Annotated in this window: 23 protein-coding genes and 2 tRNA genes; 11 read left to right on the top strand and 14 right to left on the bottom strand. The window is 71.8% G+C overall.

All coding sequences use genetic code 11. The annotated features are described in order from the left end of the window. Positions 1 to 255: 255 nt before the first annotated feature. Positions 256 to 4,677 carry an HAD-IC family P-type ATPase gene (locus tag ACTWO6_RS00165; protein WP_446220859.1) on the top strand — a complete coding sequence of 1,474 codons (4,422 nt, stop codon included), beginning with the start codon at positions 256 to 258 and terminating at the stop codon, positions 4,675 to 4,677. A gap of 84 nt (positions 4,678 to 4,761) precedes the next feature. Here ACTWO6_RS00165 and ACTWO6_RS00160 read toward each other — a convergent pair whose 3' ends face one another. Beyond that, complete coding sequence (locus ACTWO6_RS00160; RefSeq protein WP_446217606.1) at positions 4,762 to 5,181, bottom strand: CBS domain-containing protein; 420 nt, start codon at positions 5,179 to 5,181, stop codon at positions 4,762 to 4,764. 71 nt (positions 5,182 to 5,252) lie between these two features. On the opposite strand from ACTWO6_RS00160, the gene ACTWO6_RS00155 reads away from it, so the two are divergent. Both ACTWO6_RS00155 and ACTWO6_RS00150 read left to right on the top strand, forming a co-directional pair. After that, positions 5,253 to 5,588 carry a hypothetical protein gene (locus ACTWO6_RS00155; RefSeq protein ID WP_446217605.1) on the top strand — a complete coding sequence of 112 codons (336 nt, stop codon included), beginning with the start codon at positions 5,253 to 5,255 and terminating at the stop codon, positions 5,586 to 5,588. A 234-nt stretch (positions 5,589 to 5,822) separates the two neighbouring features. After that, positions 5,823 to 7,382 carry a protein kinase domain-containing protein gene (locus ACTWO6_RS00150; RefSeq protein WP_446217604.1) on the top strand — a complete coding sequence of 520 codons (1,560 nt, stop codon included), beginning with the start codon at positions 5,823 to 5,825 and terminating at the stop codon, positions 7,380 to 7,382. Positions 7,383 to 7,470: 88 nt separating this feature from the next. Here ACTWO6_RS00150 and ACTWO6_RS00145 read toward each other — a convergent pair whose 3' ends face one another. Continuing rightward, positions 7,471 to 8,424, bottom strand: coding sequence for an L-threonylcarbamoyladenylate synthase (locus tag ACTWO6_RS00145; RefSeq protein WP_446220858.1), 954 nt, complete (start codon positions 8,422 to 8,424; stop codon positions 7,471 to 7,473). A 103-nt stretch (positions 8,425 to 8,527) separates the two neighbouring features. Between ACTWO6_RS00145 and ACTWO6_RS00140 the strand changes: the two genes are divergently transcribed. The 5 genes from ACTWO6_RS00140 (at position 8,528) to ACTWO6_RS00120 (ending at position 11,414) form a co-directional block, all read left to right on the top strand. Then, on the top strand, positions 8,528 to 9,055 hold the full coding sequence (locus ACTWO6_RS00140) for a hypothetical protein (RefSeq protein ID WP_446217603.1): 528 nt from the start codon (positions 8,528 to 8,530) through the stop codon (positions 9,053 to 9,055). Further along, entirely contained in the window at positions 9,052 to 9,273 is a 222-nt protein-coding gene (locus ACTWO6_RS00135) for a hypothetical protein (RefSeq protein WP_446217602.1), read from the top strand. Before ACTWO6_RS00140 ends, ACTWO6_RS00135 begins: the two co-directional genes overlap by 4 nt. A gap of 84 nt (positions 9,274 to 9,357) precedes the next feature. Beyond that, positions 9,358 to 10,257 carry an aminoglycoside phosphotransferase family protein gene (locus tag ACTWO6_RS00130; RefSeq protein WP_446217601.1) on the top strand — a complete coding sequence of 300 codons (900 nt, stop codon included), beginning with the start codon at positions 9,358 to 9,360 and terminating at the stop codon, positions 10,255 to 10,257. A 119-nt stretch (positions 10,258 to 10,376) separates the two neighbouring features. Next, entirely contained in the window at positions 10,377 to 10,862 is a 486-nt protein-coding gene (locus ACTWO6_RS00125) for a GrpB family protein (protein ID WP_446217600.1), read from the top strand. A gap of 153 nt (positions 10,863 to 11,015) precedes the next feature. After that, a complete protein-coding gene (locus tag ACTWO6_RS00120) occupies positions 11,016 to 11,414 on the top strand; it encodes a hypothetical protein (protein WP_446217599.1) in 399 nt (132 codons plus the stop codon). A gap of 177 nt (positions 11,415 to 11,591) precedes the next feature. Here ACTWO6_RS00120 and ACTWO6_RS00115 read toward each other — a convergent pair whose 3' ends face one another. Continuing rightward, positions 11,592 to 11,810, bottom strand: a complete 219-nt coding sequence (locus ACTWO6_RS00115; protein ID WP_446217598.1) for a GNAT family N-acetyltransferase — start codon at positions 11,808 to 11,810, stop codon at positions 11,592 to 11,594. A gap of 179 nt (positions 11,811 to 11,989) precedes the next feature. Further along, complete coding sequence (locus ACTWO6_RS00110) at positions 11,990 to 12,766, bottom strand: DinB family protein (RefSeq protein WP_446217597.1); 777 nt, start codon at positions 12,764 to 12,766, stop codon at positions 11,990 to 11,992. A 228-nt stretch (positions 12,767 to 12,994) separates the two neighbouring features. Here ACTWO6_RS00110 and ACTWO6_RS00105 point away from each other — a divergent pair, with 228 nt between their 5' ends. Beyond that, positions 12,995 to 14,008, top strand: a complete 1,014-nt coding sequence (locus ACTWO6_RS00105; RefSeq protein WP_446220857.1) for a CehA/McbA family metallohydrolase — start codon at positions 12,995 to 12,997, stop codon at positions 14,006 to 14,008. A 32-nt stretch (positions 14,009 to 14,040) separates the two neighbouring features. Here ACTWO6_RS00105 and ACTWO6_RS00100 read toward each other — a convergent pair whose 3' ends face one another. Next, on the bottom strand, positions 14,041 to 14,718 hold the full coding sequence (locus ACTWO6_RS00100; protein WP_446217596.1) for a M23 family metallopeptidase: 678 nt from the start codon (positions 14,716 to 14,718) through the stop codon (positions 14,041 to 14,043). Positions 14,719 to 14,905: 187 nt separating this feature from the next. Further along, the gene (locus ACTWO6_RS00095) at positions 14,906 to 15,187 is read right to left on the bottom strand and encodes a hypothetical protein (RefSeq protein ID WP_446217595.1); all 282 of its coding nucleotides are present in this window, start codon (positions 15,185 to 15,187) and stop codon (positions 14,906 to 14,908) included. A 271-nt stretch (positions 15,188 to 15,458) separates the two neighbouring features. Here ACTWO6_RS00095 and ACTWO6_RS00090 point away from each other — a divergent pair, with 271 nt between their 5' ends. Next, complete coding sequence (locus tag ACTWO6_RS00090) at positions 15,459 to 15,923, top strand: hypothetical protein (RefSeq protein ID WP_446217594.1); 465 nt, start codon at positions 15,459 to 15,461, stop codon at positions 15,921 to 15,923. 368 nt (positions 15,924 to 16,291) lie between these two features. Here ACTWO6_RS00090 and ACTWO6_RS00085 read toward each other — a convergent pair whose 3' ends face one another. Continuing rightward, on the bottom strand, positions 16,292 to 16,996 hold the full coding sequence (locus ACTWO6_RS00085) for a VOC family protein (protein WP_446217593.1): 705 nt from the start codon (positions 16,994 to 16,996) through the stop codon (positions 16,292 to 16,294). Positions 16,997 to 17,122: 126 nt separating this feature from the next. On the opposite strand from ACTWO6_RS00085, the gene ACTWO6_RS00080 reads away from it, so the two are divergent. Then, complete coding sequence (locus ACTWO6_RS00080; RefSeq protein WP_446217592.1) at positions 17,123 to 17,371, top strand: hypothetical protein; 249 nt, start codon at positions 17,123 to 17,125, stop codon at positions 17,369 to 17,371. Positions 17,372 to 17,802: 431 nt separating this feature from the next. Here ACTWO6_RS00080 and ACTWO6_RS00075 read toward each other — a convergent pair whose 3' ends face one another. The 7 genes from ACTWO6_RS00075 to ACTWO6_RS00045 all read right to left on the bottom strand — a co-directional run bounded on the left by ACTWO6_RS00075 (position 17,803) and on the right by ACTWO6_RS00045 (position 21,476). Next, on the bottom strand, positions 17,803 to 18,249 hold the full coding sequence (locus ACTWO6_RS00075; protein ID WP_446217591.1) for a hypothetical protein: 447 nt from the start codon (positions 18,247 to 18,249) through the stop codon (positions 17,803 to 17,805). Positions 18,250 to 18,782: 533 nt separating this feature from the next. Beyond that, positions 18,783 to 18,968: a hypothetical protein gene (locus tag ACTWO6_RS00070; RefSeq protein ID WP_446217590.1), complete on the bottom strand. Its 186-nt coding sequence runs from the start codon at positions 18,966 to 18,968 to the stop codon at positions 18,783 to 18,785. Positions 18,969 to 19,049: 81 nt separating this feature from the next. Further along, a complete protein-coding gene (locus ACTWO6_RS00065; RefSeq protein WP_446217589.1) occupies positions 19,050 to 19,787 on the bottom strand; it encodes a VOC family protein in 738 nt (245 codons plus the stop codon). Positions 19,788 to 20,059: 272 nt separating this feature from the next. Continuing rightward, positions 20,060 to 20,132: transfer RNA gene (locus tag ACTWO6_RS00060), tRNA-Ala, on the bottom strand. A 46-nt stretch (positions 20,133 to 20,178) separates the two neighbouring features. Next, the gene (locus ACTWO6_RS00055; RefSeq protein WP_240943722.1) at positions 20,179 to 20,307 is read right to left on the bottom strand and encodes a DLW-39 family protein; all 129 of its coding nucleotides are present in this window, start codon (positions 20,305 to 20,307) and stop codon (positions 20,179 to 20,181) included. 42 nt (positions 20,308 to 20,349) lie between these two features. Next, positions 20,350 to 20,423 (bottom strand) — tRNA-Ile (locus ACTWO6_RS00050). Positions 20,424 to 20,573: 150 nt separating this feature from the next. Then, positions 20,574 to 21,476, bottom strand: coding sequence for a DUF3566 domain-containing protein (locus ACTWO6_RS00045; RefSeq protein ID WP_446217588.1), 903 nt, complete (start codon positions 21,474 to 21,476; stop codon positions 20,574 to 20,576). Between the last annotated feature and the right edge of the window lie 3 nt (positions 21,477 to 21,479).

Below are 21,479 nucleotides of genomic sequence, written 5' to 3'. Positions count from 1 at the left end.
TCGGGGGGCATAACGGACTCTCCGCCGGGAAGCCAGGCCGCCGGGACGAGGCGTGGGAGGCGAGATGGCGTACGGCGAGCGCGGCTGCGGCACCGGGGAGCAGGGCCGGCGACTCGGCCGTACCGCTCGATGACACCGCTGGGCCGGGTCGCCGGCCGGCTCCTACCGCCGGTCGGCGTGCCGGAGACCGTCGTGCACGCGGTCCGTACCGTCGCCGCCGCCTTGCCGGACGCGGCCCGCGGCGTCGCGTCCGCCCTGCCGGACGCGGCCCGGGCCGCCACCTCGGCGGTGCCCGCCGGTAAGGCCGTGCCGGAGGCGGTCGCCGGCACCGCACGCGGCGTCGGCGACGCCGCGGCCCGGCTGGCCCGGGTGGCCGGGCTGACCAGCCGCCGGGTCTCGTCCCGGGACGGCCGGCACCACATCGAGGTGCACGGCGTCTGCCAGGACGGCGGAGACCGGCTGGCCCGCCAGGTCGAGCAGGCGTTGGAGCAGATGTCCGGGGTGGCCTGGGCCCGGGTGAACGCCCCCTCCGGGCGGGTGGTGGTGGCCGTCGAGGAGCCGAAGCCGAAGCTGCGCGACCTGATCGCCACGATCGCCCGGACCGAGCGGGTCTGCCCGCACGAGCTCGACCCGGACGTTCCACCGCCGCAACCGCCCGAGGAGGGACCGCGTACCCCCCGCACCCTCGGCGCGCTGGCCTCCGACGCGCTCGGCCTGACCATCTCGGCGGCCACCCGGATCCTGCCGTTCACCCCGGTCCCCGGCGAGGTCGCCGGCTTCCTCACCGCGGTCGACCTGCACCCGAAACTGCACGCCCTCGCCGACCGGGGACTGCGCGCGGACCCCCGCGCCCAGCTGCTCTTCCCGCTCGCCGAGGCGGTCGCCCAGGGGCTCGCCGGCGGCTGGGCCGGGATCGTGCTGGACGGCGCGCAGCGGGTGGTGCAGTGGGGTGAGGCACGCGCCCAGCAAGCCGCCTGGTCGAAGGCCGAGCCGAGGCTGACCGGCGACCCGGAGCGGGCGGTCGCCCGGGTACCCGCCGGCGGACGCCCCTGTCCGGCGCCGCCGGGCCCGGCCGAACGGTACGTGAGCCGGTCGCTCGCGGCGGGCGCCGCCGCCGGCGCGGTCGCGGCGCCGGTGGCCGGCCCGAAGCGGGCCGCCGCGCTGGCGCTCTCCGCGCTGCCCAAGGCCCCGGGGAACGGCCGCGAAGGATATGCGGCCCAGCTCGGCCGGATGCTGGCCCGGCGCGGTGTGATCGTGATGGACCGGCGTGTGCTGCGCGAGCTCGACCGGATCGACACGGTGGTGCTGGACGCGGCGGTCCTCGGCTCGGACCGGGGCGTGCTGGCCGACCTGGCGCCGCTGCCCGGAGCGGACACCGGTCAGGTCGCCGCGCGGGCGTTCGCACTCTTCGACCCGGAGGCCCCCGACGAGGTGCGGGAGGCCGAAGGGTGGCGGCTCGGGCCACTGGACCGGATCGCCGCCGACGACCCCGGCGACACCCCCGACAGCCGCCGGCTCCGGGACGGCGGGGGCACCCTGCTCGGTCTCGCCGAGGGCGACACCCTCGCCGCGGTGCTGCGGGTGGAACCCGCACCGGCGCCCGGCGTCGACGCCCTCCCCACCGCCACCCGCCAGGCCGGACTGCGGCTGGTGGTGGCCGGTGACGACGACGGCCGGCACGACTTCGCCGACGCCGTGCTGCCCGGCGGCCCACGGCTCACCGAGTCGGTACGCGCCCTGCAGCGCGACGGCGCGGTGGTCATGCTGGTCTCCGGCGAACGCTCGGCGCTCGGTGCCGCCGACTGCGGGCTGGGCGTCGCCGACCCGGACGACCTCCCGCCATGGGGCGCCCACCTGCTGGTCGGTGCCGACCTGCGGATCCCCGCGCTGCTGATCGAGGCGACCGGGGTGGCGCGGCGGATGGTCGGGCAGAACATCCGGATCGGGATGGCCGGCAGCGGCCTCGGCGCGCTCAGCGCGTTCACCGCCGACCCGCAACTGCTCCCCGGCCGCACGATGGGCGCGGTGAACGGCGCCGCCGCGCTCGCCTTCGCGCACGGCGTGTGGCGGGCCCGGCGGCTGCCGGACCGGACCGGCCGGTCCGCACCGACGGTGTCCGCCTGGCACCTGATGCCGGTGGAAACCGTGCTGGGACAACTCGACACCGGCCCGGACGGGCTCAGCACGGCCGAGGCGGCCCGCCGGCGCGGAGCGGTCACCGGCGAGGCCGCCGGGCCGTCCGGGCTGCTCCGGGCGTTCGTCGACGAGCTGACCAACCCGCTCACCCCGGTGCTCGCCGCCGGGGCGGTGCTCTCCGCCACGTTCGGCTCGCTGGTCGACGCCGCCCTGGTCGGCGGGGTGGTGGGCGGGTCGGCGCTGATCGGCGCGGTGCACCAGCGCAACACCGAACGCTCCCTCGCCGAGCTGCTGACCCGCGCGGCGGTGACCGCGCGGGTCCTCCGCGACGGCGCGGAGCAGGTGGTCGCGGCGGAGGAGTTGGTGCCGGGAGACGTGGTCGCGGTCGGCCCCGGCGACGCGATCCCCGCCGACTGCCGGGTGCTCACCTCCGACGGGCTGGAGGCCGACGAGTCGTCGCTGACCGGGGAGTCGTTGCCGGTGGGCAAGACCGCGGACCCGGTGGTGGCCGCCGTCGTCGCCGACCGGCGGTCGATGCTGTACGAGGGCACCACCGTCGCCGCCGGGCACGGCACCGCCGTGGTGGTGGCGACCGGCGACGAGACCGAGGCGGGACGCAGCCTCGCGCTCGCCCGCGAGGCACCGCCGGCCAGCGGCGTGGAGGCGCGGCTGGGCTCGCTCACCAGTGCCGCGCTGCCGCTGGCCGCCGGCTCGGCGATCGCGGTGGCCGGGGCGGGGCTGCTCCGGGGCGTACCGCTGGCGGAGACGGCGGCGACCGCCGCGAACCTGGCCGTCGCCTCGGTGCCGGAGGGATTGCCATTCCTGGTCAGCGCCGCGCAGCTGGCGGCGGCCCGCCGGCTCGCCGAACACGGCGCCCTGGTCCGCAACCCGCGCACCATCGAGGCGCTGGGCCGGGTGGACGTGCTCTGCTTCGACAAGACCGGCACGCTGACCGAAGGGAAGCTGCTGCTCGCCGGGGTGGGCGACGGCGGCGGCCGGTACGCCCCGCCGGACCGGCTGGACGAGCCGCTGCGGCTGACCCTGGCCACGGCGCTGCGCGCCACCCCCGCCGCGGCCGACCCGGACGAGCTGCCCCAGCAGACCGACCGGGCGGTACGCCGCGGCGCGGGCACCGCTGGAGTGGACGAACGGACCGGCGCGGCGGGGTGGGAGGCGGTGGGCGGGCTGCCGTTCGAGCCGTCCCGGGGCTACCACGCCACGGTCGGGCGGACCGGGGGCCACCTGCTGCTGAGCGTGAAGGGCGCACCCGAGACGGTGCTGCCGCGCTGCACGGCCCGGCGTACCGCCGCGGGGGACGAGCCGTTGGACGAGGCGGGCCGGGCCGAGCTGCACGGGATGCTCGCCGAACGGGCCGGGGCCGGGCACCGGATCCTCGCCGTCGGCGAGTGCGCGGTCGGCGCGGAGACGGTGACCGACGAGCAGGTCGAGGGACTGGTCTTCGTCGGCTTCCTGGCGCTCGCCGACGGGGTCCGGGAGAGCGCCGCGCCCGCCGTGCGGCGGATCCGGCAGGCCGGCGTGCACACCATCATGATCACCGGGGATCACCCGGCCACCGCCGAGGCGATCGCGTCGATCATCAGCCCCGACCACGGCGAGCAGCGCGTGGTCACCGCGACCGAGCTGGACCGACTGAACGACGAGGCCCTGGCCGACCGGCTCACCAACACGGACGTGGTCGCCCGCTGCACCCCCGCCCACAAGGTACGCATCATCCAGGCGTTGCAGCGGCACGGCCGGACGGTGGCGATGACCGGGGACGGCGCCAACGACGCGCCGGCGATCCGGCTCGCCGACGTGGGCATCGCCCTCGGCCAGCGGGGCACACCGGCGGCCCGCGCCGCGGCCGACCTGGTGGTCACCGACGACCGCCTGGAAACGATCATCGCCACCCTGGTCGAGGGGCGGGCGATGTGGTCCTCGGTCCGCCACGCGCTGAGCATCCTGGTCGGCGGAAACCTCGGCGAGATCGGGTTCAGCGTGCTGACCGCGGCGGCGACCGGCCGGTCCGCGCTGACCGGCCGGCAACTGCTCCTGGTCAACCTGCTCACCGACCTTGCCCCGGCGCTGGCCATCGCGGTCCGGCCGCCCGCCGCCGACGGAGCCGAAGACCTGCTGCGGGAGGGGCCGGACACCTCGCTGGGCGAGACGATGACCCGGGAGATCGCGCTGCGGGCCGCCGCCACCACGCTGGGCGCGACGGCCGGCTGGACGTTGGCGCGGTACACCGGGCGACCGCAGCGGGCCGGCACGGTCGCCCTCGCCTCCCTGGTCGGCACCCAGCTCGGGCAGACGGTGCTGGCCGGCGGGACCAGCCCCACCGTGCTGGCGTCCGCCGTCGCGTCGATCGGCGTGCTGGTCGCCGTGGTGCAGACGCCCGGGGTCAGCCAGTTCTTCGGCTGCACCCCGCTCGGGCCGGTGGGCTGGTCCATCGCCGCCGGGTCGGCGCTCGGCGCCACCTTCGCCAACGGCGCGCTGACCCGGCTCGTCGACCGCCTCCCACAGCCCGGCGTCCGCCGCTGACCCCACCGGCCTGACGGCGCCGCCCGGCAGCGGATCGCCGCCCGCCCCGGCGTGGGCCGGAGGGGCGGCGACATGTGCGACCGGTCAGGAACGCTCGGAGATGGCCTCGATGAGGTCGCCCACCGGGCGCTCCGGCAGCGAGCGGGCCACGTCGGCGACGGCCACGATGCCGACGAGTTCGTGCCCGTCGATCACCGGCAGCCGGCGTACCTTGTGCTTGCCCATGGTCCGCAGGATCTCGGCCGCGTCGTCGTCCGCACCGATGGTCACCGCCTCACCCTGGGCCAGCTCGCCGGCGGTCACGCTGCCCGGGTCGCGGCCCTCGGCGAGCACCTTCACCACGATGTCCCGGTCGGTCAGCATGCCCTTGAGCCGGTTGTCGTCGCCGCAGATCGGCAGCGAACCGACGCCCAACTGGGCCATCCGCCGGGCCGCGGTCTTGAGATCGTCCTGTTCCCGGACACAGCTCACGTCGCTGGTCATGATGTCGCGTGCGGTCGGCATGGGCATCACACCTCACTTTCGGGGGGTTGTTACCTGTTTCCTACCCCCGCCGCCGGGATGCATGCCGGCACATGGACGGCGACCTGGCGGGAACGCAGGCCACGGAGGTGATCGGCATGGCGTTCGTCCAGGTCATCGAGTACGAATCGGACCGCCCCGCCGACGTGCGGGCACTGAGCGAGGAGTGGGGACAGCAGCAACTGTCGAACGCCCCGGCCCGGCTGACCGTCGCCGAGGACCGGGAGCGGCCCGGACACTTCGTGATGGTCGCCGAGTTCGACAACTACGAGCAGGCCATGGCGCACAGCGCCCAGCCCGAGACCGGCCGGTACGCCGACCGGATGCGCGGCCTGGCCAAGGGCGAACCGCGCTACGTCAACCTGGAGATCGTCCAACGGGAGGTCTGAGGACGGTGTGGTCCTCACGAGCATCTCGCCGGCCCCGAGCGGCACCTCGCGGCCGGCCTGACGCGTGGTGCTCGCCGGCCTGTCAGTGCCCCTCTGCGCACGGTGCGTTGACTAGCTTGTGGGGATGGTCCACGACGAGCAGGCCCTGACGACCCGTCCGAAGACCCCGATTCCGGCCGCCGCACCACCGGCCGCCCGGTGTAGCGGCGACCGCGGTTGGGAAACAGTGACGTGGTGCTGAGACGTCTGCTGAATGGCCGCTACCTGTCCGAGGAGCTGCTGGGCACCGGCGGCATGGGCGAGGTGTGGCGGGGGCGGGACCTGCGGCTGGACCGGCCGGTGGCGATCAAGGTGCTCACCGCGGCCGGCCTCGACGAGCCGATGGCCGCCGAACGCTTCGACCGCGAGGCCCGTGCGGCGGCCCGGCTGACCCACCCCCACATCGTCGCCGTGTACGACTTCGGCACCGAGGAGCACGACTCCTACCTGGTGATGGAGCTGGTGGAGGGGCGAACCGTCGCGGCGCTGATCGCCGACGGCCCGCTCCCTGTCGAGCAGGCGGTGTCGATCGCGATGCAGGCCTGCGACGGAATCGCCGCCGCGCACGCGGCCGGGGTGGTGCATCGGGACGTCAAGCCCGGCAACCTGATCGTGACTCCGTCCGGCACGGTGAAGATCTGCGACTTCGGCATCGCCCGGCTCCCGCAGGCGGTCGGGCAGAACACCCTCACCGGTCCGGCGACGAAGCTGGGGACCAGCTCTTACATGTCGCCGGAGCAGGCGCTCGGCCGGCCGGTCGACCCCCGTACCGACCTCTACAGTCTGGGCTGCACGCTCTACGCGATGCTCGCCGGCATCCCGCCGTTCTTCGGGGACCCGCTCAGCGTCCTGCACCAGCACGTCAACGAGCCGCCCCCGCCGCTGCGCACGCGCCGACCCGACGTGGCGGTCGACCTGGACGCCCTGGTGTCCGAGCTGCTCGCCAAGGACCCGGCCGACCGGCCGACCGACGCCGCTGCGGTCCGGGTCCGGCTCGCGGCGCTGCTGGCCTCGTCCGATGCCGCGACGGCGGCCGCCGCGCCGGTCGCGGTGGTGGCGGCCGGCGCGGCCGGTCTCGCCGGCGCCGACCCGATCCCCGGCGGTCCCGAGGTGGCAGGTCGGGGCCCGGACGCTCCGGGCGGGGACGTCGCCGGCGTACCCGCTCCGGCGGAACGCGGCCCCGGCAACCGGCGGGTTCCGACCCGGCGCTGGCGTCGCCTCCTGCTGGCGGCGGCCGCCGTGCTGGGTGTCGCGCTGCTCGCGCTCGCCACCGTCGCGCAGCTGACCCCGGACACCGACTCGTCCCTCGCCGAACCCACCGTGTCCCCCGCCTCCGTCCCCGCCACGACCACCGGCGCCCAGCCGAGCGGGCCAGCGGTCCCGGTCACCGTCGCGCCGACCAGGCCGTCGCTCGCCTCCGCGACCCGCACCCCGGCCAGCCGGACGCCCAGCCCGCGGGCCACCTCGCGTACGCCGAGCCCGACCCCGCCCGCGGACCCCATCGTCGCCATGCGCCTGTCGATCCAGGAGCAGGTGGAGGCCGGCCAGTTGAACCCGGACGCGGCCAAGGACCTGCACGCCAAGGTGGACGCGATCGCCAAGGAGATCACCGAGGGCGACGCGGACCAGGCGGAGGAGCAGATCAAGAAGCTGCGCGACAAGCTGTCCGAGCTGCTGCGGGGCGGCAAGCTGACCGCCGACGGGTACGACACCCTCAGCGCGGACGTCGACCGGATCGCGGCCGAGCTGCCGTAGGCGCGCGTCCGGCCCGGAATGAAACTGTCGAGCTGATCGCCGGAGCCCACGCGGCGACCAAGGTGGTCGGCGTCTGGACCTGTGGGCGTCAGTGCCAGGTGGCCGCGGCCCGCCGCAACCGGTCGTTGATCGCCCGTCCCACCCCGACGTCCGAGACCGGCTCGGCGACGATCTCGGTCACCCCGGCCGCGTCGAGCCGGTGCAGCGCCTCGAAGAGCCGCGCGGCCGCCGCGGTCAGGTCACCCTCCGGCGACAGCACCTCCACGGCAGCCCAGTCGCCCGCCACCGGCCGCTCCCGGAAGGCGAGGAAACCCCGCCGGCCACCGCCGCCGGCTGCCTGCTCCGCCGTCCCGATCCGCAACGGGGTACGCGGCGCGTAGTGCGCGGCCAGCGTCCCGGGCGCCACCGGCTGGCCGGAGCTGCCCGGCCGTACGGTGACCGGCCCGACCGCCTCGACCAGCGCCTCCACCGGCAGCGCGCCCAGCCGGAGCACCACCGGCCGGTCGCCCCGCGCGTCCACGATGGTCGACTCGATGCCGCATCGGGTCGGTCCGCCGTCCAGCACCACGTCCACCGCGTCGCCCAGCCCGGCCACCACGTGCTCGGCCCGGGTCGGGCTGAGCTGCCCGAACCGGTTGGCGCTGGGGGCGGCCACCGGCACCCCGGCGGCGGCGATCAGCGCCCGGGCGGACGGCTCGTCCGGCACCCGGACCGCCATGGTGTCCAGCCCGGACGTGACGATCGGCGGGATCGCCGCCGGCCGGTCCACGATGAGGGTGAGCGGGCCCGGCCAGAAGCGCTCGACCAGCGCGGCCACCGCCGGCGGCACCGCGCCGACCAGTGCCGGCAGGTCGGCCGCGTCGGCCAGGTGGGTGATCAGCGGGTCGAAGCTCGGCCGGGCCTTCGCCTCGAAGATCCGCGCCGCCGCCCGGGCATCCAGGGCGTTCGCGCCCAGCCCGTAGACCGTCTCGGTGGGGAAGGCGACCAGCCCTCCGGCACGGAGGACGGCGGCGGCTTCGGCGATGCCGCTGTCGGCCGGCAGGACGCGCGGGGATCCGGTGGTCACGCACCGACGCTAGCCTGCCGCCCTTCCCGCGGTACGACGGGTCGGCGGAGACGGTGGCCGTCGATCTATCCTTCGCCCCATGCGGACGCGTCTCCGGATCGCGCTCGGTCTGGCGCTGGCCGGAGCGCTCGACTGGGAGCTGAGCCAGCCGCGCCCGTCGCCCCCTCGCCCCGCAACCCGACTGACGATGCGCCGCTTCTGGTACGCGGTGGCGGGAGTCCTCGCGCTGGTCGGCTGCCTCGGCCTGACCACCACCGTCCCCGCGGTGCGGCGGGCGATCTCGCCGCGGGCCGAACCGGCGCCGCTCCCGCTGCAGGTCACCGGCTCCCGGTACGACCGGTTCACCGTCGACCTCGACCGGCCCGGCCGATACGCCGTCTGGGCCACCCGGCCCACCACCGCGCCGGACCGCGATCGCTGCGGGACGACCGGTCCGGACGGGCGGGCGGTGCCGACGACCGAACCGGGCCGGGTCGTCGAGTGGACCGAGGTCGCCACCGACGACACCCTCTGGTCCTGGCTGGCGAGCGTCGACGCCCGGCCGCCGGCAGGTACGCGTTCTCCTGCCGGCTGGACCCCGACTCGCCCGGCCAGCAGTACGCGGTGACGAGTGCGCCGGACGCCCGGCTCGGCGTCCGCCTCTGGCTGGAGCGACACCAGGGCCTGCTGGTGGCCGCCCTACCGGCCGGCGCGGTGATCCTGTTGATGACGGCGACCTGGCGGCGGCGGGACGGGAACGAGGGCCGGTTTCACAAGCGTCGGCGGGTATCCGGCGACCGTGACCGTCGGGACCTGCTCGCCCAGAAGCCGGCCGGCCCGCACTGATGCGTTCGCATCGCGGTCACCGGGGGCAACCTGCTGGGGGAAACTCGGTTGCTGGTGCGGAGACGGTGCGCCGAGGATGACCCGATGGGTGCCGTCAAGATGCACGCCGACGAGGTCGAGACCGACGTCGAGCTCGTACGTCGTCTGCTCGCCGGTCAGTTCCCGCACTGGGCCGACCTGCCGATCCAGCCGGTCGCCTCGTACGGGACCGACCATGACATCTACCGGGTTGGTGAGCGGCTTTCCGTTCGGCTGCCCCGGATCGGCTGGGCCACCGGACAGGCGGCGAAGGAAGCCGAGTGGCTGCCCCGGCTCGCGCCGCACCTCCCGCTCGCCCTTCCCGCCCCGCTGGCGATGGGCGGACCCGCCGAGGGCTACCCCTTCGCCTGGTCCGTGTACGAGTGGCTGGCCGGCGAGAACGCCAACGGCACCATCGACGACCTGGACCGGGCCGCCGTCGACCTCGCCGCGTTCATCACCGCGCTGCGACGGATCGACACCACCGGCGCGTTCCCCCGGGCACCCCGCGCCCGGGGCGGGGCGCTGGCCGAATTCGACGACGGCGTACGCCGGTCCGTCGAGCAGCTCGGCGACCGGATCGACGGTCCGGCCACCCTCCGCTCCTGGCAGGAGTCCCTGGACGCGCCGGCGTGGGACGGGCCGGAGGTCTGGGTGCACGGGGACCTGCTGCCGGGCAACCTGCTGGTATTGGACGGGCGCCTCTCCGCAGTCATCGACTTCGGTGGCTTGAACGTGGGCGATCCGGCGTGTGACCTGCAGCCGGCGTGGAACGTGTTCGCCGGGAGCAGCCGGCGGCGGTTCCGCACCGAACTGGACGTCGACGAGGCGTCCTGGCTGCGCGGCCGGGGCTGGGCGCTCTTGCAGGCGGTGATCGCCATGCCCTACTACTGGGAGACCAATCCCGGCATCATCCGCCAGGTGTCACACGCGCTCTCCCAGGTCCTCGCCGCCTCGTCCCGCTGACAGGAGTAAGCCTGTCGCACCCGCTCGGTAAGAAGAGGCACGTGAACGGGCAGCCAGGTGGAGCAACTTGGTATCGGGCGGCGCGGGTTCGTCTCGAGGCGTACGACCCAGGCTGGCCAGTGCGTTATGCCGAGGAAGCCGAGCTGTTGGTTCACACACTCCGGCACCACCTGGTTGCGGTCGAACACGTCGGAAGCACATCAATCCCTGGCCTGGCAGCGAAGCCGGTCATCGACATCCTGGCCGCGGTCCGCAACTTCGACGGCTTTCCGCAGGTCGTTGAGCGCCTACAAGGAATCGGCTACATCTACACACCCGAATCCGAGGCGGACGATCCGCGCCGCCGGGTCTTCCGGAAGGGTCCCGAAGACATCACGTGTCTCCGAACCCATCACCTCCACATCACCGAGCATGGCAGTCACTACTGGCGTCGCCTTGTCGCCTTCCGCGACCACCTCCGCTCGCATCCAGAAGACGCCGGCTCGTACCTCATCCTCAAACGCGACCTCGCCGCCCGGCACGCGGCCGATCCTGGCCGCTACACCAGCGACAAGCGCGAGTTTGTCAGCGAGATAGAGAAGAGGGCCGGCGTTCCAGCTGTATGAGGAAGCGACGGGGCTCGAACCCTGAACTGCCTGTGGCCGGCAGCCCGCCCGCAAACGGACCGAGCACAGCCGGCGCAGGGATCACCTGCTTGACCGGGGCAGAGCACTTCGGGACCATGCGCGGGACGAGGCGACCGGGGGAACCACATGCACATGCGCCGCACGTTCGAGGTGACCGACGACTCGGGCTTTCTCGCTCTGGTCGACCACCACGCTTACCAGGGCTTCGTCCACGCCGACTGGACGTACGACACGCTGTTGGACCACTTTCGCGCTGCGATAACAGAGCGATCTCTGCTGGTGTGGGGCACCGGCCGGGAAGACGTGTGGACCGTGGACGTCGTGGTCGACGGACTCGCGCCGCCAACGGGGTTTCGGCGAACGATCGGGCCGATCCACGTGACGGCCGGGCAGCTCCACCTGACCAACTACGAGTCTCTGACGATGGCCGCACAGTTCGGTCAGGTGCGCCTGCCCGAACCGCACCTTCCAGGACCTGGATTTCGAGCTACCTACCGGAACGTACGGCTGTCAGATCGTGCAGCTCGATGATCCGGATGGCGACCTCCCGGACGACGACGGGCGTACTGGGCCGGACTTCGTCCTCACCCTCACAACCGGCCGCAATGTCGAGCCGTGGCGAGAGCCAGCGTGGCACGAGGGTTAGCCCGTAGCCGCACCGCCAGTTTGGAAAACCGCTGCTCACCGGCCGTTGACGGGGCGCAACCTCTACCTCCGAGCGACCCGTTCCGCGCGCTTGCGATACAGGACGCACCGACGCAGTGGGCCCACTGCCACCTCTGGATCGTCGAAGTCCTCAGCCGAGTCCGTGGTCATGCCGATCCGGCGCATCACCGCCTGCGAGCGCAGGTTCATCCTCGTGGTGATCGCCAGAATCTCGGGCAACCTGAGGGTGTCGAAGCCGTACCGCAGCGCGGCGAGCGCCACTATCCGACCCGGTCGGGGAGGGTAAAGCACTATCCGAGGCCCGCCGGGGCCTCGGATCTTGCTGCTGACAGTCCGCGTCCATCCCCGTCCGGTTGGACCCGACGGTGTTGCAGTCAGGACCAGGACGCCTTCCATCGCTCGATGCGGCTGGGCCCTGAGGAGGTTTCCTGGCGCGCCCTCTACGTGCCGTGTGCCTCCAGGGCGTCGAGGTCTCGCTCGGCGTACAGCCGGTGCTCCCACTCTTCGTTGAGGATGATCAACAGGCACTCGCGCACCGGGTAGCTGCGGGGCTCCGGCCAGCCGGGCGCCTCGACCGGTTTGGTGTGGCCCTCCAGCGACTCGTCGGTCAAACCGTCGATGACCTGGCGCACGGTGGACATCCGGTCGTGGCGCAGCTCGAGCACCGCGTCGAGCGAGGGTCGTGCGTCACGGTCGCGCGGCACCCCCGGCGTGTCGGGCATCTCATCCCAGGGCAGGTCCAGGGGGTCCCACGGCGCCGAATCGCCGAGGATCGCCCGCCTGATCCAGGAGTCGGTGGCGAACACCAGATGACGCAGCGTCTCGATGAACGACCACTCGCCGTCGACCGACTCGTGCAGCAGCTCAGGTCGCAGGCGGCGGGCCCGCTCGACGGTCTCGCCCCAGAGCCGCTCCAGGATGTCCCACCCCTCGCGGAAGCCGGCTGGGTCTGTCGGGCGCATCTTGGCCCGGTCCGGGTATCGCCTGTTGAGCTCGGCGTTGACCAGGGGCCCGACGTCAACGCCATTGATCGTCAGGCTCTCGACCTCGCCGTGGATGTCCACGTCGACCAGCTCGACACCGCGCATCAGGACCCTGTGCAGATAGACACCGCGGAAACGGGCGTCGGTCAGGTCGACGGCGTGGAACTGCGCGCCGCTCAGGTCAACGCGACCGAACCGCGAGCCACGAAGATCGGCACGAATGAATTCAGCCATGCGACGACGCTATCGCCACCTGCTGACAGTCCGCCTGCCGCGAAATGGCCGGGTGGCCGGTACCGGCGGGGATCCTCGGGGACCTGGTCCTCACCGACGACGCGTCCGGTGCCGAGCGGCAGTATCGAGCGTCCGGGAGGCTTGCCGCTCGGCCTTGAAGCTCGAAACCATGGTCCTGCTTGTCAACGCGGGGCGGCGACGCGCCAACTCGGTTACTACGCTGCCGGGATGGCTACGGGTCACGACGGGACAGAGTCGGTGTCGGAGTTCCCGCCAACGCAGGCGGCTGGCCGGGGGCGTGCCTGGTACCGAGGTGACTGCCACGTCCATTCGGTCTACTCGAACGGCGGAGAGCTGACGCCGGAGCAGCTTGCGGCCGGTGCCCGCGAGGCGGGGCTGGACTTCCTCGCGACCACCGAGCACAACACCTCCGAGGCGCACAGCGCCTGGGGTTCCCACGCCAACGATCTGCTGGTGATCCTGGGCCAGGAGGTCACCACCCGGACCGGGCACTGGCTGGCGCTCGGCATCGACCCGGGACAGGTGATCGAATGGCGGTATGGCCTACGCGACGACGTGGTGGACCAGCATCTGAACCAGGTCTTTCAAGCCGGTGGTCTGTGCGTAGCGGCCCACCCGCACGCGCCGTACGCCTCCGGCGTGTTCATGTACCCATACCAGAGGTTCGACGTGGTTGAGGTGTGGAACGGGCTGTGGGCCTCCGGCCGGCCCTGGAACACCGACAACGAGGCGGCACTGGCCGAGTGGGGTCGCAGCCTGGCCGCCGACATCCAGGGTGGGCGGTGGCGGCCGGCGATGGGTAACAGCGACACTCATCTGGAGAACCAGATCGGCATACCGCACACCGTCGTGCTGGCCGAGGAGCTCAGTACTGACGCGATCCTCGCCGGCATCCGTGCCGGCCGGAGCTGGATCGCGGAGTCCGCTGCCGTCGAGCTGTCGCTGACTGTCTCCGCTCGGGATCGCAGCGCCGGAATTGGTGAACGGCTGAAGATGTCCGAGGAGCCGGCGGTGGTGAGGGTGGACGTGCGCGGTGTGCCATCCGGCATGGTCAGCTTCCACACCGACCGGGGCAAGGTGTACCGCGAATCGTTGCCTGACCACGGATCGGGCTCCGTGGAGTGGCACACAAGCGCGAATGAGTCGGCGTTCGTCCGCATCGAGGTACGCCATCCGGAAGGCAATGTGGCGGCGCTCACCAACCCGGTCATCCTGACCTGAACGCACCACCGCGCTGCCCGGCCGGCGAACCGTCACAGCGGTTCGACGACCTCGGACTCGTTGGGGACGCCCTGCTCGACCACGACCGGCGGCCCACCGGGTCGGCGCCACACCCGATACTCCCGGAATGACATGGGGAGGCCACGCGCGGTGAACGGATCCGCTGCATCCATGACCTGGATGTGCAGGTGCGGCTGAGTGGAGTTGCCCGAGTTGCCACAGGCGCCCAACTCCCGGCCGGCCGCGACCGACTCGCCCTCACCCACCCGGATCGAACCGGCGCGCAGGTGGGCGAGCACGACATACCCGCCACGATCCTCCAGCTCGAGAATCACATGGTTGCCCGCGATGGCGCCCGCGCCCCCGCGAACCCGGGCCGCCTGGGTCAGGGCGTAGGGCACCAGCGCGAGCTGCGACCGCCGCGCCACGTGGTCCGCCTCGCCGTCGTGGACCGACACCACTCTGCCGGCCGCGGGCGCGAGGATGGGCTGACCGAACGCGAAGAACCGCTCCACCGGCTCCGTGGACAACAGCGCGCGCCAGTCCCGCGTGGTCGCCGTGCGCCCTCCACTTACGGCGATGAAGTCCATGGCGTACGTCGTGGCAAACAGGTGGGTACCGTGGCTCGGCACGCCCCGCGCAGGGCTGTTTCGCCCGAGCCACGTGCCGCGAAACGGCAGCGCGAGTACGACGTGGTCGAGTGTGGACATCGCCGGCCCCCCGTGTCACCTATTCGTGACCAGCCACGAACTCTACCGGTGCATGTCCGCCTGATGCCGGGAGAGCGCGTTCGTCCGATCCCGGCGAAGGGCAGGAGAGCCCTGACGTTTCGGTGCGCGGCGGCCGGCAGCCCTTCATCGGTACTGCCGGCCGCCTTGGGTCAGACTCGGGCCCTGGTCAGATGCGGGCGCGACGGACGGCGACGCCCATGTCGACCAGCGTCCAGTGCCACATCGACCAACTGTCCAGCGCCACCAGGTCGCCCATGGCACGGCTGATGACGACATACAGGAAGGCAGGACCGAATGACATTGTGACCCGTTCATCCACGACCGACCAGACGATCGCGACGATCGCGAGCGTCTGCCACACGGCGCGGCTGCCGGTCTGGAACGAGGGGTCCTGCGTGATCGTTCCGTACGCGTTCGGCGCGACCGACACCACCGGCACGAGCAGCATCCGCCCGTATCCGACGGAACTGCAAACGGAGGGCCCGCAACCTCGTGGTCCGTAGGCTTGGCAGGGTCATCCGGAACGGTTCATCCGGCTCGGCCGCTGGTCGTACGCCTGTCGTCCGCACTCGTCCCCGCGGGTCCGATGGCGCTGCTAACGGACCGATCGCAGCTCCTGACCTCGGTCACGACGCTCAACCCATCTCCACGTTTCACAGCTCTTGCGGCGATCATCTGTACTGGCGTTGTACTAGTTGATCTCTCTTGGGGAGCCGACCGTGAGCGACAGTGACCTTGCGACCCTGGTGCGCTCGTACCTGGATGACGACGAGGTGATGTTGCTGCCCGACGACCCTGATCGCGAGTGTCGCGTGAACACCTGGTGCTACGGGGTGCCCGAGGGAGCAACCGACGTGCCGGCCGTGGTCGCAGCGCTTCAGCTCGTTCACCGCGAACTCGGGCAACGGTGGGCCAGTCCGGGCACCTTCTACGCCTGGTACGACGAACAGGCTGGCCAACTTCTGTGCTCGTTGACTTCGGCACCCTCCGACCGGCTTCCATTTGCGGCGCCGTATCGCTCGACTACCGATGCTGCGGAGGTCGTCGCCCTAGTCGCCGCTGACCCCAACCCTGGACTCGTTCCATGGGCAGAGCTAGCAACCGTCGAGTCCGCCGCGGCTTCTCTCACCGCTGAGGACGAGTTCCCGCCGCCGTTCCCCGTCTGGGTCGCGCCTCTTCCGTGAAGCCAGATCGGCCCTGCCTTGCAAAGATCAAGACTGTTGTCGGCCAGCGTCGACCATTGCGGCTGACCTGCTCGACTTGTCGGCGACGGTCGCTCGTCACCTGCGCCCGTCGGCCGGCTTGGCTGTACACCCACGCGGTTTAGGAATTGTCGATCAGTGGTGGGCGGCGGTCCGCCTACCTGCTCTCCTCGCGCCGTTCCGGACAGCATGGTCTTGGTCATCGAGCAGTGTCGCCACCACCGTTCGGAGGGCAGTGCGTTCAGGATTGGTTGCCTCAAGCACTGCGGTATCCGGCTGGTGGTGGGATGAACGCGGCGGCCCGGACGCGGAGGGAGGCGGTCCGGCAGCAGGCCGCCCTGACACTGTGGTCAGTTCCCTTTCACGCAGAACTCGTTGCCGTCGGGATCGGCCAGCACGACAGCGCCGTCCTCACCGACCTCGAGCCGAGCGGCCCCGAGGGAGACCAGCCGGTCGACCTCCGCTTGCTGGTCGCCACCGGCCGGGGCGAGGTCGAAGCGCTGCCGGTTCCTCACCTCTTTCGGGGCCACGGGCGGGCCTCCCCACGCGACCTTTGTGCCGCCGTGCGGTGACTGAATCGCCGTCTCCTGGTCCTGGTCCCACACCAGCGGCCAGCCCAGCGCCTCGCTCCAGAAGAGGCCGACCTCCCGGGTGCCGTCGCAGGCGAGCTCCCCGAGCAAGCCGCACCCGGCGAGGAAGGCGTTGCCCGGCTCGATCACGCAGAACTCGTTGCCCTCGGGGTCGGCCAGGACGACGTGCCCCTCCTCGGGGCGCTGCCCGACGTCGAGGTGGCCGGCGCCGAGCCCCAGCGCCGTCGCCACCGTGTGCTGCTGGTCGGCGCGGCTGGCGCTGGTCAGGTGAAGGTGCATGCGGTTCGGCCCCACCTTCTCCGCGCGGCTCGGGACGAACCGGAGGCTGAGCTGGGTGTCCTCGCCAGGCAGGAGCGCACCACCGGCGTCCTCGACGATTTCCCGGCCGAGCATGCCGGCCCAGAACTGCGCCAGGCGAGCCGCGTCGTGCGCATCGAAGGTCACCGTCAGCATTCGCGAGAGCATCACCGCACAGTACGGCATAACCCTCGACCCCGAACCGCCATGACGATGCAGACGTCAGCCCTTCAACCTCTGTAGTTCGCCGACGGGGAAGGTTCGCCGGGTTGAGCTCTGCGAGATGATCGCGTGATGAGTGAGATCGTCTTGATGTCGGATCCGAGGGTCGCCGCTATACCCGTTGCGGAATGCGGTGAACGTCTCGTGGACGTCCGCCGCGGCGGCTCGTTGCTGGTCGCTACACGCAAGCAGGACCCGGCAGGTGCCTTCGCGTACCTGCGGAAAGGTGTGCTGGAGCAGCTGCTCAGGGCCCAGGCGATGCTTCCACGGGGCTTGCGACTGCTGTACGTCGAGGTCTGCTCGGCTCGCCCGGGTCGATGACAGGCGGATGGCTCCCCTTCCGCAACCACCGCCGGACCCGGCGGCTGCCGACGGTCTTCGGCCATCCTGGAGCCGGAGCGCCCCCGCCGGAAGCGCAGTAACCGCAACCCCGCACGGGCCGCCAGCTCGCCGACGCGGCCGGCGTGCGCTCCCCCACGCCGCGTGGGTCCTGGCCGCGCGGGCCGGCCGGCTGCCGGCCCACCACCGCACCCTCAGGGGCCTGTCGTTCTGTGGCGGCCCTCCGGGCTTTCCGCTCTCCGCGCCTGCCGCCGGGCGTGTTGTGTGGCCGGAGCGGAGCGGCGGCGGAGAGCAGGCCGCGCGCCCTGGCGGCGGCGCGTGCGGTCCCATTGCGGGCCGCCTTGAAGACGTGCAGAAACTTTGAACAACACGCCGGCAGCCGGCAGCCGACACGCCGGCAGCGGGCCCGGTGATCAGGCGGCCGGAGCCTGCCGCAGGGCTTCCGCGAGCGCCTCGGCGTTCTTCTTGTCCACCCGGGGGAAGGTGAGAGCCACGCCGTCGCCCGGAGTACCAAACGCGAGGCGCAGCAGGCTCACGACGCCCATCTTTGCCTCGGCCAGCGAGACCTGTTCGCGGGGCACCTCACCGAGGACCTTTTTTCCGGGGCCCCCGAGAAACGTCTGCGGCAGGAAGATCAGTCGACGGTTGGTGAGCACGACGAACTGCTTACGGGTCGACGCCAGCGCCGCCCCCAACAACGCTCCGCCACCCTCAAGCCTGATCGCCTGGCTGACGACCGTCCCGAGTCGACCGGACGAGAACTTCCCGACCATGGCCCGCGTCGCCACGACCGGCTGCTCACCGGACTGCAGGATCGGCGTCACATGCTCGAACGCACGGGTCTGAAGCTTCTGCTGCACTGCGTCTCCGTTCCTTGGCCGCGAATCGTGCCGATGCTAATGACGCGGAGGCCGATCTAGATCCGACGATCGGTCCACATCAGGCGGGAGAAGTGGACATTCAGCCTTTGCGGATAAGGCTTCGGTCACCTTGTGTGCCCGGCACGCCGCAGCCGGCCGAATCGAACGCTGTGATGGGCCACGAGCAGGCATCGACCACGCTCAGCCGCTACACGCACACCCCGGCGGATTTCCACGAGTCGGTGCGCAGGGTCTTCGGCGGATGTGCTGACGATCTGCTGACTGCCATAGCTGATCCCTCAATTCGGAGGCAACCCGATCAAGGGGGAGGGTGGCCCGTGAACAGGCCATACGGTGTGGTGGAGCCCAGGAGACTTGAACCCCTAACCCCTGCCTTGCAAAGATCAGGCGCTCTGTCGGCCAGCGTCGCTCCTTGCCGCTGACCTGCACCGATTATCGGCCGGCGTCGCTCTCTCCCGTCGCTCGTCGGTGGGCTTGGCTGTACCGATGGCTGTACCTCACCCACACGTCGGCTACCTCATGCCTTCGCTCCGGTCGACCAGTTCCCGAAGCCGACGTACCTCATCGATGAGATCGCGGTCTGATGGCGGAGTGAGAATCGTCAGGCCGCTAGGGCCAGGTTGTGTCGGCCCCTTCAGTCGTAGCTCGTGCGCAATCGCTGCCCGCAACTGGTTCAGGCTGGCCTCGGCGTCTTCCACCCACACAGTCTATGGATCAACCGTTCCTGCACAGGTCGTCCGCGCATCGCCCTGCAAGCGCGCCGGCACCTCGAGTTTGGGTCAGCCTGGGGCGAGGAGGCAGAACTCGTTGCCTTCCGGGTCGGCGAGGACCGTCCACGGGACATCGCTCTGGCCTAGGTCGATGGCGGTGGCGCCGAGAGTCCGCAGTCCGGCCGCCTCGGCCTCTAGGTCGTCACCTGGGTATGGGCGGACGTCGAGATGGACGCGGTTCCACACGGTCTTCACGTCGGGTGTGCGGAGGAACTGCAGATATGGGCCGACACCCTTGGCGGAGCGCAGTACCGCGTTGTGGTCGGTCACCTTGTGCAGGGTCCAGTCCATGGCCTTGCCCCAGAAGCGGGCCATGGCTCGCGGATCCACGCAGTCGACCACTACCGCGGCGATCGGTCCGGTGTCTCGGATCGGGTCGTGCCAGTCCAGCACGCAGAACTCGTTGCCCTCTGGGTCGGCCATGACCGTCCATGGGACGTCGCCCTGGCCTACGTCGGCGGGTGTTGCGCCGAGATCCTTCAGGCGCGTGACCACCTCCGCCTGATGGGCCGCCGAGGTGGTGGCGAGGTCGACGTGCACGCGGTTCTTCACCGTCTTGGGTTCCGGGGAGGCGATGAGGTCGAGGCAGACGGCGACGGGATCGGGGTAGACGAAGCCCTCGGGTTCGAGGTTGGTCACGCCGGGTCCCTCGCTGGAGACTCCCCAGCCGAGCGCCTCCGCCCAGAAACCGCCCAGCGCGGAGTCGTCCCGAGCCTTCATGTTGATTTGAACAAGCCGCGTTGCCATGCCGACGATGCTAGAGGAAGTCGCAAAGTCGGGACTGGAATGGCGGGTCTCCTCGTCGGGCAGTCGTAGACCGTCCAGCCCTTGTGGTGCCCGGCGAGGTGATCCGCCTCGCCGGATCTCTGAGGAGGGCCGGGGTTCGGGGCGGAGCCCCGAGGTCTTTCAGGGTCTTGTCATCCCCAAGCGTGGCCGGTGCTGGGCGAGGAGGTCACGGCGTGACCGCTTGGCTGTACGAATGGCTGTACTCGGGACCGAGATCAACCGGAAAAGTGCTGTGGAGCCCAGGGGACTTGAACCCCTAACCCCTGCCTTGCAAAGGCAGTGCTCTGCCAGTTGAGCTAGGGCCCCGAGGGCGGGCGGAGCCGCCTGGTGCTGGCAGTCGGAGAGCGGAGGCTCAGCGCAGGTCGGGCGCGGTGGTCGCCTCGTGCCACAGGGCGCGCTCGTCGTTCGAGGCCTTGACCTTCTTGGCCACGACGGCGGCCACGCCGACGACGCCGACCAGGATCAGAAGCTTCTTGAACATGGGGCGACCCCTCGCGCTCGACTACCGTCGGACGGTGTGCGGTGGGGCTAGCTGGAATCGAACCAGCGACCTCAGAGTTATCAGCTCTGCGCTCTAACCGACTGAGCTATAGCCCCGCGTAGCGACGAGCAAGGTTAACCCATCGCCACGGCCGGCCCCAAATCGGGGTGCCCGTGGCGCGGCTCTCATCCGTGCCAGCTCGAACCTACCCGGATCCGCGATGCCGGGGCGACCGCTTTACGCGGCGCCCCGGCATCCCGGCCGGTTCAGTCCCGCTCGGCGAGCGTCAGCTCGATCCCGCCGACCAGGTCGGCGCAGACGTTGTAGACGAACGCGCCGAGCGTGGCGAGCGCGGTGAACAGCACGACGTTCACCAGGCCGATCAGCGCCGAGCTGAGGATCACACCCTTGGCGGTGATCTGGAAGCCGCCGGAGCTCTGTCCGCCGGCGTTGACCAGGTCGGTCAGGCTGTCGTTGACGCTCTGGAAGACGCCCATGGCGTCCAGGGCGAGGTACAGCACCGAGGTGGCGACGACCACCACGATGAACAGCACCACCGACACGGCGAAGGCGAACTTCATCACGGACCACGGGTCGATCCGCTTGAGGTTCAGCCGGGCCCGGCGCGGTCCGCGGGACGCGGCCGAGCTGACCGAGGTACGCGCCGCGCGTACCGCCTCACCCACGCGCGCGGCGCCGACGGCCGCCGCGCCGCTGATGCCCGGCGGCAGGCCGCCTCCATTGGCCGGACGGTTGGGCGTGCCCGGGCGGGCGCCGTCCCGGGACGGCCTGGTGGCGGTGCCGATGCCGGACCCGACCCGCGGCTGGGTGCCGGTGGCCCCGGTCGACGGCCGGGCCACCGCGACCGGCTGCGCCGCGGCCGGCTTCGCCGCGGGGGCCGCCGGGGCGGCTAGGCCGTCGGCGGAGGTCGGCGCGTCGACCTTGGCCTTCTCGGTCTTGTCGCTCGCCCCCGAGTCCTCCGAGGGCGTCTCCGGCGGCGGTGTCATACCGGGGGCCCGGGTGAATTTCGGGGCAGGCGCGTCGGCGGGGACGGTGGCCCGGCCCACGGCCGCGCGGCCGGTCGCTGGTGTGCCGCCCTTGGCGGCCTCCTCGTCGACCGGGTTGGCCGAGGTCCCCGTGTTCCCCGACTTCGCCTGTGTCTCCGTCATTCA

The organism is Micromonospora sp. IBHARD004 (assembly GCF_052814115.1).
Note: the sequence above shows the minus strand (reverse complement) of the source record. Positions and strands in the feature narration are given on the sequence as shown.

What these genes read in the sequence shown, in the direction of transcription:
- ACTWO6_RS00160 (WP_446217606.1), bottom strand. Translation starts at nt 5,181, where the DNA reads ATGCCGACCGCACGCGACATCATGACCAGCGACGTGAGCTGTGTCCGG.
- ACTWO6_RS00155 (WP_446217605.1), top strand. Translation starts at nt 5,253, where the DNA reads ATGGACGGCGACCTGGCGGGAACGCAGGCCACGGAGGTGATCGGCATG.
- ACTWO6_RS00140 (WP_446217603.1), top strand. Translation starts at nt 8,528, where the DNA reads ATGCGGACGCGTCTCCGGATCGCGCTCGGTCTGGCGCTGGCCGGAGCG.
- ACTWO6_RS00130 (WP_446217601.1), top strand. Translation starts at nt 9,358, where the DNA reads ATGGGTGCCGTCAAGATGCACGCCGACGAGGTCGAGACCGACGTCGAG.
- ACTWO6_RS00120 (WP_446217599.1), top strand. Translation starts at nt 11,016, where the DNA reads ATGCGCCGCACGTTCGAGGTGACCGACGACTCGGGCTTTCTCGCTCTG.
- ACTWO6_RS00110 (WP_446217597.1), bottom strand. Translation starts at nt 12,766, where the DNA reads ATGGCTGAATTCATTCGTGCCGATCTTCGTGGCTCGCGGTTCGGTCGC.
- ACTWO6_RS00105 (WP_446220857.1), top strand. Translation starts at nt 12,995, where the DNA reads ATGGCTACGGGTCACGACGGGACAGAGTCGGTGTCGGAGTTCCCGCCA.
- ACTWO6_RS00100 (WP_446217596.1), bottom strand. Translation starts at nt 14,718, where the DNA reads ATGTCCACACTCGACCACGTCGTACTCGCGCTGCCGTTTCGCGGCACG.
- ACTWO6_RS00095 (WP_446217595.1), bottom strand. Translation starts at nt 15,187, where the DNA reads ATGCTGCTCGTGCCGGTGGTGTCGGTCGCGCCGAACGCGTACGGAACG.
- ACTWO6_RS00085 (WP_446217593.1), bottom strand. Translation starts at nt 16,996, where the DNA reads ATGCTCTCGCGAATGCTGACGGTGACCTTCGATGCGCACGACGCGGCT.
- ACTWO6_RS00080 (WP_446217592.1), top strand. Translation starts at nt 17,123, where the DNA reads ATGAGTGAGATCGTCTTGATGTCGGATCCGAGGGTCGCCGCTATACCC.
- ACTWO6_RS00065 (WP_446217589.1), bottom strand. Translation starts at nt 19,787, where the DNA reads ATGGCAACGCGGCTTGTTCAAATCAACATGAAGGCTCGGGACGACTCC.
- ACTWO6_RS00055 (WP_240943722.1), bottom strand. Translation starts at nt 20,307, where the DNA reads ATGTTCAAGAAGCTTCTGATCCTGGTCGGCGTCGTCGGCGTGGCCGCC.
- ACTWO6_RS00045 (WP_446217588.1), bottom strand. Translation starts at nt 21,476, where the DNA reads ATGACGGAGACACAGGCGAAGTCGGGGAACACGGGGACCTCGGCCAAC.